Below are 14,090 nucleotides of genomic sequence, written 5' to 3'. Positions count from 1 at the left end.
CTCATTTTTATAACTAACAACTTTTTAAAAACCATGACACAACAAAAAAAGAATTATGTGTTGCCTATTGCAATGATGTTTGCGCTTTTTGCAATGATTTCATTCGTAACAGGACTTACTAACCCGCTCGGACTTATTGTAAAAGAGCAATTCCAGGCTGCCAACTGGATGACGCAGCTGGGTAATGCAGCCAACTTCATAGCTTATGCCTTTATGGGACTCCCGGCAGGTATGATGCTCAAAAGAATCGGTTACAAAAAGACAGCCCTTACTGCCGTAGCAGTAGGATTTATCGGAGTCGGCATTCAGGTGCTTTCGGGACAGATGGACTACCAGCCCGGTGAACTGACTGTATTTTGGATCTATCTGACAGGTGCTTTTGTTTCAGGTTTCTCTATGTGTATGTTGAATGCAGTAGTAAACCCATTGCTGAATACACTTGCAGGTGGCGGTAAGAAAGGTAATCAATTAATTCAGTTCGGTGGTTCTCTGAACTCTATTTCAGCTACAATCGTTCCGGTATTGGGTGGTTACCTGATCGGTACTATCAGCCAGGACACACGTATCAGTGACGCTAATCCGGCATTGTTCATTGCTATGGGTATCTTTGCTGTCGTATTCATCGTGTTGGCTATCATGGACATCCCCGAACCTCACAAAGAAAGCGCCAGTGATCATAAAGTAAAAGACACTCACAGCCCGCTTTCATTCCGTCACTTCGTTTTGGGAACAGTTGCCATTTTCGTATACGTAGGTGTGGAAGTAGGTATTCCTAACTTTATCAACCTGTTCCTGACTACTTCACCTGATGCAGCCGGTGCCAAAGGTTTCGGTATGGATACAGCTATGGCAGGTTCAATCGTAGGTACTTACTGGTTCCTGATGATGATCGGTCGTCTGTGCGGTGGCGCTTTGGGAGCTAAATTCTCAAGTAAAACTCAGTTGACAGTCGTTTCTTCACTGGCTTTGATCTTCTTGCTGATCGGTATGTTTGCCCCCAGCGCAACAACAGTAGCTATGCCTGTATTTAAAGGAGGTGCCAGCATCGGTTTCGGTATGGAAACAGTACCTGTAGGAATCATGTTCTTCGCACTTTGCGGACTCTGTACATCTATCATGTGGGGTGGTATCTTCAACCTTGCAGTAGAAGGACTGGGTAAATATACGGCAATGGCTTCCGGTATCTTCATGGTAATGGTTTGCGGTGGTGGTATCCTGCCGTTGATTCAGGGTGCAGTAGCCGACGTGACCAGCAGCTACATTGCAAGTTACTGGGTAATCTTCGCTGCCGTAGCATACATGCTGTACTATGCACTTGTAGGTTGCAAGAATGTAAATAAGGATATTCCTGTTGAATAAAACTTAAATAATAACTTTTTAATACCAAAACGATCATGGATATAGAACACGTAAGAAGTCGCTTCATCAAACATTTTGATGGAACTACAGGATTTGTATATGCCTCTCCGGGCCGTATCAACCTAATTGGTGAGCACACCGACTACAATGGCGGATTTGTTTTCCCGGGAGCTATCGATAAAGGTATGATCGCCGAAATCAAGCCTAACGGCACAGATAAAGTAAACGCTTACTCTATCGACCTGAAAGATTATGTAACTTTCGGATTGAACGAAGAAGATGCTCCACGCGCCAGCTGGGCAAGATATATATTCGGTGTGTGCCGCGAAATGATCAAACGTGGCGTTGACGTGAAAGGATTCAATACCGCTTTCTCCGGAGATGTGCCATTGGGTGCCGGAATGTCTTCATCGGCTGCTTTGGAAAGTACTTATGCCTTTGCGCTGAATGACCTGTTTGGTGAAAACAAAATAGACAAATTCGAATTAGCTAAAATCGGTCAGGCTACAGAACACAACTATTGCGGTGTGAACTGTGGTATTATGGACCAGTTCGCTTCTGTATTCGGTAAAGAAGGTAGCCTGATTCGTTTGGATTGCCGCTCTTTGGAATACCAGTACTTCCCGTTCAAACCGGAAGGTTATCGTCTGGTATTGCTGGATTCGGTCGTTAAACACGAATTGGCTTCATCGGCATACAACAAACGTCGTCAGAGCTGCGAGGCTGCTGTGGCTGCCATCCAGAAAAAACATCCACATGTAGAATTCCTGCGTGACTGTACAATGGATATGCTGGCAGAGGCAAAAGCTGATATCAGTGAAGAAGATTACATGCGTGCCGAATACGTAATCGAAGAAATTCAGCGTGTACTCGATGTATGTGATGCCCTGGAAAGAGGAGATTACGAAACGGTAGGTCAGAAAATGTACGAAACTCATCATGGCATGAGCAAACTTTACGAAGTAAGCTGCGAAGAACTCGACTTCCTGAACGACTGCGCTAAAGAGTGTGGCGTAACCGGTTCACGCGTTATGGGCGGCGGCTTCGGCGGTTGTACTATCAACCTGGTGAAAGACGAATTGTATGACAACTTCATCGAGAAAGCTAAAGAATCATTCAAAGCTAAATTCGGCAGAAGCCCGAAAGTATATGATGTAGTTATCAGTGACGGTTCAAGAAGACTGGTATAAAGATTCAAAAACTAATATTCAGAAGACAAGGCACATCCTAAACAGATGTGCCTTTCTTTTTGTTATGTAAAAAAGCTATCTTTTTATGGTAGATAAGTCCCACTAAAAGGTTATCTTTGCGAAAAATCTGAAAAAACTAAATTAATCAATAGATATGAACGATAGTAAACTTATGAATCGTGCGGCTGATAATATCCGCATATTAGCTGCGTCGATGGTGGAAAAAGCCAATTCGGGACACCCCGGAGGCGCCATGGGCGGTGCTGATTTTGTGAACGTACTCTTCTCTGAGTTTTTGGTATACGATCCGCAAAACCCACGCTGGGAAGGTCGCGACCGCTTTTTCCTCGACCCGGGACACATGTCACCGATGCTTTATTCCGTATTGGCTTTCACCGGAAAATATACATTGGACGAATTAAAGCAATTCCGTCAGTGGGGCAGCCCTACTCCGGGACACCCTGAAGTGAATGTAGACCGTGGCGTTGAAAATACTTCCGGCCCGCTGGGACAGGGACACACTTATGCAGTAGGCGCAGCCATTGCAGCCAAATTCCTGAAAGCCCGCTTTGGCGAAGTAATGAACCAGACTATTTACGCATATATATCCGATGGAGGTATCCAGGAAGAAATCTCTCAGGGTGCCGGCCGCATTGCCGGTACACTCGGACTGGACAACCTGATCATGTTCTACGATTCAAACGACGTACAGCTTTCTACCAACACAGAAGATGTAACAACGGAAAACGTAGCCATGAAATATGAAGCATGGGACTGGAAAGTAATCACAATCAACGGTAACGATCCTGACGAGATACGCAAAGCTCTGACTGAAGCCAAAGCTGAAAAGAACCGTCCGACCCTGATCATCGGTAAAACGACCATGGGTAAAGGAGCACGCCGGGCCGATGGAAGCAGCTATGAAGCCGACTGCGCGACACACGGCGCACCATTGGGCGGAGACGCATATGTGAATACAATCAAGAACCTGGGTGGAAATCCGGAGAATCCATTCACCATTTTCCCCGAAGTAGCCGAACTGTATGCCAAACGTGCGGAAGAACTGAAGAAGATTGTTGCTGACAAATATGCAGCAAAAGCAGAATGGGCAAAAGCAAACCCTGAAAAGGCAGCTAAACTGGCCGAATTCTTCTCTGGAAAAGCCCCGAAAGTAAACTGGGATGCCATTGAACAGAAAGCCGGCGGCGCAACCCGTGCCGGATCTGCAACCGTATTAGGAGCATTGGCCACTCAGGTAGAAAATATGATCGTTTCATCAGCCGACCTGTCTAACTCAGACAAGACAGACGGATTCCTGAAAAAGACGCACGCATTCAAAAAAGGAGATTTCAGCGGCGCTTTCCTTCAAGCAGGAGTTTCAGAGTTAAGTATGGCTTGTATTTGTATCGGTATGTCTCTGCACGGAGGTATCATTGCTGCATGCGGCACATTCTTTGTGTTCTCAGACTACATGAAACCGGCCCTGCGTATGGCTGCCCTGATGGAGCAACCGGTAAAATTCATCTGGACTCATGATGCGTTCCGTGTAGGAGAAGACGGACCTACTCACGAACCGGTAGAACAAGAAGCACAAGTACGCCTGCTTGAAAAACTGAAGAACCACAAAGGACACAACTCTATGTTGGTACTTCGCCCGGCGGATGTGGAAGAGACAACCATTGCGTGGAAACTTGCAATGGAAAACATGTCGACTCCTACAGCACTGATCCTTTCACGTCAGAATATCGTTAACCTGCCCGCAGGAACCGATTATTCACAAGCTGCAAAAGGTGCTTATATCATTGCCGACGCCGATGAAAACCCGGATGTGATCCTAGTAGCTTCGGGTTCGGAAGTTTCAACGCTGGTGGCCGGTGCCGAACTTCTGCGCAAAGAAGGTGTGAAAGTACGTATTGTTTCCGCTCCGTCCGAAGGGTTATTCCGTAATCAAAGCAAAGAGTATCAAGAATCCATACTTCCTGCAGGAGCCAAAATCTTTGGTCTGACAGCCGGACTTCCGGTGAATCTTGAAGGTTTGGTAGGTTCCAACGGTAAAGTGTTCGGTCTTGAATCATTTGGTTTCTCGGCACCCTACAAAGTGCTGGATGAGAAACTGGGATTCACCGCAGAAAACGTATACAATCAGGTAAAAGCAATGCTCTGATCAATCATTAAATGTGCTAATGCGCTAATCCGGCAGGATCAGTGCATTAGCACATTCATTATATTAGCACATTAAAAAGGACATGAAGAAAATTGGAATTTGTTGCGACCACGCCGGTTTCGAATTGAAAGAATACGTAAGGGGCTGGCTGGAAGCAAAAGGTTGGGAATACAAAGACTTCGGAACTTACTCGACAGACAGCTGTGACTATCCCGATTTTGCCCATCCATTGGCACTGGCTGTTGAAGCCAGCGAATGCTATCCGGGAATTGCCATCTGTGGTAGCGGTAATGGTATCAGCATGACATTAAACAAACATCAGGGTATTCGTGCCGCACTCTGCTGGACAGCAGAAATCGCACACATGGCACGCCTGCACAACGATGCCAACGTATTGGTTATGCCCGGCCGTTATATCAGCACGGAAGAGGCGGATATGATTATGACGGAATTTTTCTCGACAGAGTTTGAAGGCGGACGCCACCAGAAACGCATTGATAAAATTCCTGTAAAGTGAGAGTCTCCCCTATCGACCTCCATATCACATCGATAGAAGACTGACTTTAATAACAACATGGGAGTGTATCAAGGGTTCACTGCAAATTAGCGAACTTTTGATACACTCCCCTTTTTATAGCCCCCTCGCAAATGCCCGGGAAGGATACAATAGCCTCTATTCATCCTCAGAACAGTACCAGATTGACAAATACCTATTTTATTTCCCCCCTCTATTTTTTTCTGTTTTCCTATTTTTCACAGTAGAGATGAACAGGTTAAAAGATAAAAAGCTATCTTTGTGACTCAATAATCCGGAAAATCAAAAGATATGGATCAACTGAAAACCATCAAAGAGCTTATCAATCAAGGAGATATAGAAAATGCGCTTCAAGCACTTGAAGAATTTCTCCAGACTGAACCCGTCGGTAAAGACGAAGCTTACTATCTGATGGGAAATGCTTACCGCAAGTTAGGAGACTGGCAAAAAGCCCTCAATAATTATCAATCCGCCATTGAACTCAATCCCGACAGCCCGGCTCTCCAGGCACGCAAAATGGTGATGGATATATTGAACTTCTACAATAAAGATATGTATAATCAATAAACGTAATAAAAATAGATTATGGCAAAAATCAAAGGAGCAATCGTAGTCGACACAGAGCGTTGCAAAGGGTGCAACCTGTGTGTGGTAGCTTGTCCGCTCAACGTAATATCCCTCGCCAAAGAGGTGAATGTGAAAGGGTATAATTATGCCCAGCAGATTCTTGAAGATACCTGTAACGGATGCAGTTCATGCGCAACCGTATGTCCGGACGGATGTATCTCTGTTTATAAAGTAAAAGTAGAATAAAAGAAAAGAATATGGCAGAAGAAGTTGTATTAATGAAAGGAAACGAAGCCATCGCCCATGCGGCCATCCGCTGTGGTGCCGACGGATACTTCGGATATCCTATTACTCCGCAATCGGAGGTGTTGGAAACTCTTGCCGAACTGAGACCTTGGGAAACTACCGGCATGGTAGTCCTCCAGGCGGAAAGTGAAGTGGCAGCTATCAATATGGTTTATGGCGGTGCCGGAAGCGGCAAAATGGTGATGACCTCATCATCAAGTCCCGGTGTCAGCCTGAAACAGGAAGGTATTTCTTATCTGGCAGGTGCCGAGCTTCCATGTCTGATCGTAAACGTGATGCGCGGCGGCCCCGGTTTGGGTACTATCCAACCAAGCCAGGCCGACTATTTCCAGACTGTAAAAGGTGGAGGACACGGTGACTATAAACTCATCGCATTGGCTCCGGCTTCTGTTCAGGAAATGGCAGACTTTGTCGGACTCGCTTTCGAACTTGCGTTCAAATACCGTAATCCGGCCATCATCCTTGCAGACGGTGTTATCGGACAAATGATGGAGAAAGTGGTTCTTCCTCCCGCAAAAGCCCGCCGTACGGATGCGGAAGTCATAGCACAATGTCCATGGGCTTCTACCGGAAAGACAAAAGACCGTAAGCCCAACATCATCACTTCGTTGGAACTGCGTCCGGAAGAGATGGAGAAAAACAACCTCCGCTTCCAGGCAAAGTACAGAGTAATTGAAGAAAACGAAGTACGTTTTGAAGAAATTGACTGCGAAGATGCAGAATATCTGATTGTAGCTTTCGGTTCAATGGCACGTATCGGCCAGAAAGCAATGGAACTGGCCCGTGAAGAGGGGATTAAAGTCGGTATGCTTCGCCCCATCACTCTATGGCCGTTCCCGACGAAAGCGATTGCCGAGTATGCCAATAAAGTAAAAGGTATGCTGGTAACCGAGCTGAATGCCGGACAGATGGTAGAAGACGTTCGTTTAGCAGTGAACGGAAGAGTGAAAGTTGAACATTTCGGCCGCCTGGGAGGAATTGTTCCCGATCCGGACGAAATAGTAACTGCATTGAAAGAACAATTAATCAAATAACTACAGTACGATGAATCCCGATAAAATAAGAAACGTATTGAACATACTGTTTATGATATTGGCTCTGGCAGCTATTATCACCTACTTCGTTGCGAAGGACGACTTTAAGGTGTTTATCTACGTATGCGGCGCGGCAATTTTTGTCAAGCTGATGGAGTTTTTTATACGGTTCACCAACAGATAAGTATCCGGGCCTTGAAGCATTTTAAGTCTGCGTAGTTTAAGACACCCGAACTTAGAACAAGCAAGCCCGGTCACTTAAAGATAAAAAAAAGAAGTTATGACGAAAGAAGAAATAATCAAGCCCGAGAATCTGGTTTATAAGAAACCGACTCTGATGAACGACAATGGCATGCACTATTGTCCGGGTTGCAGCCACGGCGTTGTACATAAACTGATTGCCGAAGTAATCGAGGAGATGGGACTGGAAGACAAAGCAGTCGGTATCTCACCCGTAGGTTGCGCTGTATTTATCTACAATTACCTTGACATTGACTGGCAGGAAGCTGCACACGGACGTGCGCCGGCACTTGCCACTGCCATCAAACGTCTTTGGCCGGATCGCCTGGTGTTCACCTATCAGGGAGATGGCGACCTTGCCTGCATCGGTACGGCAGAGACTATCCACGCATTGAATCGTGGTGAAAATATTACGATTATCTTTATCAACAATGCCATTTACGGTATGACCGGAGGCCAGATGGCTCCTACTACCCTGATGGGAATGAAAACCGCCACTTGTCCTTATGGACGTGATCCGGAACTCCACGGATATCCGTTGAAGATAACTGAGATTGCTGCCCAACTGGAAGGTACAGCTTACGTAACCCGTCAGTCGGTACAATCCGTTCCGGCTATCCGGAAAGCTAAAAAAGCAATCCGTAAAGCTTTTGAAAATTCAATGAACGGAAAAGGCTCCAACCTGGTAGAAATCGTTTCGACCTGTAGTTCCGGCTGGAAAATGACTCCGGAGAAAGCCAACAAATGGATGGAAGAACACATGTTCCCCTTCTATCCTCTTGGCGACTTGAAAGATAAATAATAAGTTAATATCATTAAGATGAAAGAAGAAATAATTATAGCAGGATTCGGTGGACAGGGTGTACTGTCTATGGGAAAGATTTTAGCCTATTCCGGACTGATGGAGGGCAAAGAAGTGACCTGGATGCCGGCTTATGGTCCTGAGCAACGTGGCGGAACAGCCAACGTTACAGTCATTGTAAGTGACGACAAGATCTCTTCACCGATCTTGAGCAAATATGATACAGCTATCATTCTGAATCAGCCTTCACTGGAAAAGTTCGAAAGCCGTGTGAAACCCGGAGGTATCCTGATCTACGACGGATACGGCATTATCAACCCGCCTACCCGCAAGGATATCAAGGTGTACCGCATCGATGCAATGGATGCGGCCAATGAAATGAACAATGCTAAAGCATTCAACATGATCGTGCTGGGAGGATTGCTGAAACTTCGCCCCATTGTCACTTTAGAAAATGTAGTGAAAGGTTTGAAGAAAACTTTGCCCGAACGCCACCATCACCTGATCCCGATGAACGAAGAGGCCATCAAAAAAGGGATGGAACTGATCAGAGAAGCTTAAACTGACTGAGAATTGAGAATCGGAATTTAAAAATTATTAGCTATGCCACAGGCAGAGATAGCGGATAATTTTTAAATTTCAATTCTCAATTCTCATTTTAATAAGTATCTTTGCGGCTAATTATGAGACGAATCCTACTTACATATATACTCCTTGTTGTAGGTTTGCTGACCGCACAGGCACAGTTCAACCCTACACAACAAGTTGATCCCCGTACCGGCAGAGATGCCAACGGCAACCAGATAGACCCGGCCATGCGGGTTCAGGAAGATAGTACAGACGTTGAGATACAGGGACTTCCTCCGACACTTTATATGTGGCACGTCAGCGAAAACCTGGGGACGATTCAAAGAATCCCGGCTGATACCGCAACCCACATGTTTCAGAACACCAACCTGGTAGAAGGTCTGACAGGACATTATAATTATCTGGGCAATTTAGGTTCTCCCCGTCTGTCCCGCCTCTTCTTTGAACGTCGGGACGCGGAACCGACCATCTTTATGGAACCTTTTTCAAGCTTCTTCATACGTCCCGACGAATTCAACTTCACCAACAGTAACGTGCCCTTCACCAATCTTACCTACTATAAAGCCGGTAATAAGATCAATGGAGAAGAACGGTTTAAGTCTTACTTTTCTGTTAATGTGAATAAACGGCTGGCATTTGGTTTCAACTTCGATTACCTGTACGGACGGGGATATTATAACAACCAGAATACCTCTTACTTTAATGCCGCACTTTTCGGAAGTTACATTGGCGACCGCTATGAAGCCACTTTACTGTACAGCAACAATTATCTGAAGATGAACGAGAATGGCGGTATCACCGACGACCGTTACATCACCCGTCCGGAAGAGATGGCGGAGGGAAAAAAGGAATACGAATCGCAGAATATCCCTACCCTGTTGAGCAAAAGCGCCAATCGTAACAAAGACTTTTACATATTCCTCACCCAACGCTATAAACTGGGATTCACGCGTGAAGTGGAGAAAGCCAAAGATGACACAACCAACACTCAAAAGACAGAGTTCGTTCCGGTCACCAGTTTCATCCACACGATGAAAGTGGAACGCAGCCGCCACCAGTTTACTTCGGAGGACGAACTGTACAAAATTTATCCGGAGGCTTATATCCAACCCGGAAACAAATTGGTGAATGACTCTACCAGTTATATCGGAGTCAAAAACACATTGGGAATCGCACTGCTCGAGGGTTTCAATAAATATGCCAAAGCCGGGCTGACAGCTTTCATCTCGCATAAGTTAAGCAATTACCGGCTTATGGACCGGGACTCTGTAAGCGTGGATAAATACAGCGAACATGAAGTCTTTGTCGGAGGTGAACTGGCCAAACGCCAGGGAAAAACACTCCACTACCGCGCCATGGGTGAAGTGGGAATCCTGGATAAAGCGATCGGGCAATTCCGTGTCAACGCCGACCTCGACCTGAACTTCCGCTTATGGAAAGACACGGTCAGCTTTATTGCCCGCGGATCCATCAGTAACACTCTTCCCGCATTCTATATGCGTCATTATCACTCCAAGTACTTCTATTGGGACAATGACAATATGGAAAAAGAATTCCGTACCCGACTGGAAGGTGAGCTGAACATAGAACATTGGCAAACCAACCTGAAAGCCGGAGTGGAAAACATCAAGAACTATACGTATTTCAATCAAAAAGCATTGCCCCAACAGAATGGAGGTAATATCCAAGTGCTTTCCGCCACTCTGTCACAAAACTTCCGCCTGGGCATTCTTCATCTGGACAATGAAGTGACCTGGCAAAAGTCGAGCAACAACACCGTGTTACCCCTGCCCGAACTTTCACTATACCATAACCTCTATATCCAGACAACACTGGCTAAGAAAGTGCTTCACGTACAATTGGGAGCCGACGTACGCTATTTCACCAAATATTATGCTCCGGCATATACTCCCGCCATCCAGCAGTTCCACTTGCAACCGGAAGACGACCAGGTAAAGATTGGCGGTTATCCGATCATCAATGTATATGCCAACCTGCAATTGAAACGTACGCGCCTTTTCGCGATGATGTACCACGTCAATCAGGGAATGGGTAACTCGAATTATTTCTTGTCACCCCATTACCCCATCAACCCGCGCCTGTTTAAGATTGGTGTTTCCTGGAACTTCTATGACTAACTGCCGCCATGAATCTACTGAGACCTAAGTATCTGAAATACGTTGTATTGGGACTGATATCAGCCCTCGTTGTCACCTGTTGGCCCCGCAAAGAGAAGCCCAAAGGACATCCGCGGGATTATGCCGAGATCAAAGAAAGCGGCATTCTTCATGCTGCAACAGAATACAACTCCATCAGCTTCTATGTGGATGGAGATACGGTTTCGGGATTCCATTACGAACTGATAGAGGCGTTTGCGCGCGACAAAGGTTTACAGGTACAGGTCTCTCCGGTGATGAGCTTCAATCAACGGCTGGAAGGGCTGGCCAACGGAACGTATGATGTAGTGGCTTATGGCATACCGGCTACGAGTGAACTGAAAGACTCGCTGCTCCTCACCTCCCCTATCATTTTAAGCAAACAAGTCCTGGTGCAACGCAAAGTCGGAGAAAACGATTCACTTGCCATCAGAAGCCAACTCGACCTGGCAGGCAAAACATTGAATGTCGTCAAAGGATCTCCCTCCATCCTGCGTATCCGCAACCTGAGCAATGAAATAGGCGATACGATCTATGTTAACGAAATAGAGAAATATGGTTCCGAGCAACTGATCGCAATGGTTGCTCACGGAGACATCGATTATGCCGTATGTGACGAGGGCATCGCCCGGATGGCTGTGGACTCGCTACCCCAGCTCGATATCAATACCGCCATCAGTTTCACGCAATTCTATTCATGGGGAGTCAGCAAGCAATCTCCCGCCCTACTCGACAGCCTGAATACATGGCTATCCGACTTCCGAAAAAAAGGAGAATACCAGTCCGTTTATCGCAAATATTACGGGAAACAATAACCGGCTTTCTTCCCTCCTCCCGTCTCTTTTAAAGATAACAGTTACCAGTTGTACAACTGGTACAGTACGAGTTGAGCAACTGGTCGTGTACGAGTGGTACAACTCGTCGTGCATGAGTTGTACACCCGATGCTATCACACTAAGGGACGAACGCGAACGATCTCTATCAGGATAACTGTAAATCATTCTTTGCTTTCGGCAGAATTGAGTATATTTGCGGAACGATAAATAAAAAGATATGAGCAATAAGATTATAAAATGGGGATTCATTGGTTGCGGAGAGGTGACCAAATACAAAAGCGGACCTGCTTTTCAGAAAGTAGAAGGCTCCAAAGTAGTGGCAGTCATGAGCCGTGACGGTAAAAAAGCCAAAGCCTATGCTAAAGAGCGGAACATACCGAAGTGGTATGACGACGCACAAGAGTTAATAGACGATCCGGAAGTAAATGCCGTATACATAGCCACTCCGCCCTCTTCACACGCCACTTATGCCATCATGTCCATGAAAGCCGGAAAACCGGTTTATATCGAAAAGCCAATGGCACAGACTTACGAAGAGTGTGCCCGCATCAACCGCATCTCACAAGAGACGGGAGTCCCTTGTTTTGTAGCCTACTACCGGCGTTACCTGCCTTACTTTATGAAAGTGAAGGAACTGGTGGACAAAGGTACGATCGGCAATGTAATCAACGTACAGATCCGTTTTGCACAGCCCCCTCGCGATCTGGACTATAACAGAGAGAATCTGCCCTGGCGTGTACAGGCCGATATTGCCGGAGGAGGATACTTCTATGACCTCGCACCACACCAGATCGACCTTCTGCAGGAGATGTTCGGCTGCATACTCGAAGCCAGTGGCTATAAAAGCAACCGTGGCGGACTCTATCCGGCAGAAGATACACTGAGCGCATGTTTCCAGTTCGACAACGGATTGGTAGGGAGCGGTTCGTGGTGCTTCGTAGCCCATGATTCGGCCCGCGAAGACCGTATCGAAATTATCGGCGATAAAGGCATGATCTGCTTCTCCGTATTTACCTATGACCCGATTGCCCTCCATACTGAAAGAGGACGTGAAGAAATAGTGGTAGAAAACCCTGAACACGTACAGCAGCCCTTGATTCAGGCCGTAGTAGACCATCTTCTTGGAAAATCCACCTGTTCGTGTGATGGCGAAAGTGCCACAACGACTAACTGGGTGATGGATAAAATATTGGGAAAGATCTGATAATGAACGATGAACGATCAACCATAAACGATAGAGATCGTCTTACCTCACACTACATTCCACCTGTCAGGATACTACTTATTGTTGATCGTTCATCATTTTTTTATCTTTTCCATGTCACGTTTTCCTTCCTTCTCCGTCTTGCTTATGTAAATGGAACTAAAACAATTCAAAATAGCCGTTCTTCCACTCCGCGACAAACTGCTTAGTTATGCGCGGAAGTTGACAGATGACCACTCGGATGCCGAAGATGCCGTGCAGGAAGTGATGCTGAAGTTATGGAACCTTCGTCCGAAACTGGACGAATACCATAGCATTGAGGCCCTTGCCATGACTATGACCCATCATACCTGCATGGATATCCTCAGAGGGAAACATCCCGACAACCTATCGCTCGACAGCGTACAGGCTGCCAGTCCGGTCGCCACCCCCGAACGCTTGCTTGAAGAGAAAGACGAATTCAGCCTGATGCGACATATCATCAGTACACTTCCACCTCTGCAACAGACCATCCTCCGGATGAAAGATGTAGAAGAGTACGAAACCGAAGAAATCGCCGAGATAACAGGATGCAGCTCCGAAGCCATCCGCAGCAATTTATCCAGGGCACGGAAAAAAGTAAGAGACATTTACCTGCAAACCATACAACAAAGAAAAAGGAGAAACGAAGCATGAATATAGAAGAATTATTGAACAAGTATTTTGAAGGGGAAACCACCTGCGAAGAAGAACGTGAGCTCCGCCGTTTTTTCACCCGGGGCATCATACCGGAACATCTGCAGATGTACCGCCCGATGTTTGCTTTCCTCAACGAAGAGAACCGGCAGAGCAAGACTGCCGTCCCCGAAGTTCCGAAAACTTCTGTCCCTCTACGCCGCCGTCTACTTTACATATTCAGCGGAATGGCTGCCGGAATATTGCTTATATTGGGTATTGCCGGTCTCAACCGACATTTCAACACCTCAACCGCTAATTATGTAATCATTGACGGGAAATGCTATACCGATGCCAAACTGGTACGCGAACAAGCCATGATCGCGTTTCGTGATGTGAGTATCAGCGAGGAGGAAGTATTCGCTACGCTGTTCTCCGAATAAAAAAAGAAAATA

General features: G+C 46.2%; 15 protein-coding genes. All 15 read left to right on the top strand.

Annotation, left to right across the window (positions count from 1 at the left end; genetic code table 11):
• Positions 1 to 33 precede the first annotated feature (33 nt).
• Positions 34 to 1,359 (top strand): MFS transporter, encoded by a 1,326-nt coding sequence (locus BF9343_RS07660; protein WP_005786507.1) that lies wholly within the window; start codon positions 34 to 36, stop codon positions 1,357 to 1,359.
• 35 nt (positions 1,360 to 1,394) lie between these two features.
• Positions 1,395 to 2,549 (top strand): galactokinase, encoded by a 1,155-nt coding sequence (gene galK / locus BF9343_RS07655; protein WP_005800633.1) that lies wholly within the window; start codon positions 1,395 to 1,397, stop codon positions 2,547 to 2,549.
• A gap of 154 nt (positions 2,550 to 2,703) precedes the next feature.
• Positions 2,704 to 4,713, top strand: a complete 2,010-nt coding sequence (locus BF9343_RS07650; protein ID WP_005786503.1) for a transketolase family protein — start codon at positions 2,704 to 2,706, stop codon at positions 4,711 to 4,713.
• Between the two features lie 82 nt (positions 4,714 to 4,795).
• Entirely contained in the window at positions 4,796 to 5,230 is a 435-nt protein-coding gene (gene rpiB, locus BF9343_RS07645) for a ribose 5-phosphate isomerase B (RefSeq protein WP_010992616.1), read from the top strand.
• Between the two features lie 309 nt (positions 5,231 to 5,539).
• On the top strand, positions 5,540 to 5,815 hold the full coding sequence (locus BF9343_RS07640; protein WP_005786499.1) for a tetratricopeptide repeat protein: 276 nt from the start codon (positions 5,540 to 5,542) through the stop codon (positions 5,813 to 5,815).
• A gap of 18 nt (positions 5,816 to 5,833) precedes the next feature.
• The gene (locus BF9343_RS07635) at positions 5,834 to 6,061 is read left to right on the top strand and encodes a 4Fe-4S dicluster domain-containing protein (protein WP_005776432.1); all 228 of its coding nucleotides are present in this window, start codon (positions 5,834 to 5,836) and stop codon (positions 6,059 to 6,061) included.
• Between the two features lie 11 nt (positions 6,062 to 6,072).
• The gene (locus tag BF9343_RS07630; RefSeq protein ID WP_005786497.1) at positions 6,073 to 7,155 is read left to right on the top strand and encodes a 3-methyl-2-oxobutanoate dehydrogenase subunit VorB; all 1,083 of its coding nucleotides are present in this window, start codon (positions 6,073 to 6,075) and stop codon (positions 7,153 to 7,155) included.
• 10 nt (positions 7,156 to 7,165) lie between these two features.
• Positions 7,166 to 7,339 (top strand): hypothetical protein, encoded by a 174-nt coding sequence (locus tag BF9343_RS22380; protein ID WP_005776430.1) that lies wholly within the window; start codon positions 7,166 to 7,168, stop codon positions 7,337 to 7,339.
• 96 nt (positions 7,340 to 7,435) lie between these two features.
• A complete protein-coding gene (locus BF9343_RS07625; RefSeq protein ID WP_005786495.1) occupies positions 7,436 to 8,197 on the top strand; it encodes a thiamine pyrophosphate-dependent enzyme in 762 nt (253 codons plus the stop codon).
• An 18-nt stretch (positions 8,198 to 8,215) separates the two neighbouring features.
• Positions 8,216 to 8,758 carry a 2-oxoacid:acceptor oxidoreductase family protein gene (locus BF9343_RS07620; protein ID WP_005786493.1) on the top strand — a complete coding sequence of 181 codons (543 nt, stop codon included), beginning with the start codon at positions 8,216 to 8,218 and terminating at the stop codon, positions 8,756 to 8,758.
• 122 nt (positions 8,759 to 8,880) lie between these two features.
• Complete coding sequence (locus tag BF9343_RS07615; protein WP_005795080.1) at positions 8,881 to 10,923, top strand: putative porin; 2,043 nt, start codon at positions 8,881 to 8,883, stop codon at positions 10,921 to 10,923.
• 8 nt (positions 10,924 to 10,931) lie between these two features.
• Complete coding sequence (locus BF9343_RS07610; RefSeq protein WP_008659359.1) at positions 10,932 to 11,756, top strand: transporter substrate-binding domain-containing protein; 825 nt, start codon at positions 10,932 to 10,934, stop codon at positions 11,754 to 11,756.
• A gap of 238 nt (positions 11,757 to 11,994) precedes the next feature.
• Positions 11,995 to 12,981, top strand: coding sequence for a Gfo/Idh/MocA family protein (locus tag BF9343_RS07605; RefSeq protein ID WP_005786487.1), 987 nt, complete (start codon positions 11,995 to 11,997; stop codon positions 12,979 to 12,981).
• Positions 12,982 to 13,134: 153 nt separating this feature from the next.
• Positions 13,135 to 13,656 (top strand): RNA polymerase sigma factor, encoded by a 522-nt coding sequence (locus BF9343_RS07600; RefSeq protein ID WP_005786485.1) that lies wholly within the window; start codon positions 13,135 to 13,137, stop codon positions 13,654 to 13,656.
• Positions 13,653 to 14,078, top strand: a complete 426-nt coding sequence (locus tag BF9343_RS07595; protein WP_008768304.1) for a hypothetical protein — start codon at positions 13,653 to 13,655, stop codon at positions 14,076 to 14,078. Before BF9343_RS07600 ends, BF9343_RS07595 begins: the two co-directional genes overlap by 4 nt.
• Positions 14,079 to 14,090: the final 12 nt, after the last annotated feature.

This window comes from Bacteroides fragilis NCTC 9343 (assembly GCF_000025985.1).
GTDB classification, from domain to species: Bacteria; Bacteroidota; Bacteroidia; order Bacteroidales; family Bacteroidaceae; genus Bacteroides; species Bacteroides fragilis.
Note: the sequence above shows the minus strand (reverse complement) of the source record. Positions and strands in the feature narration are given on the sequence as shown.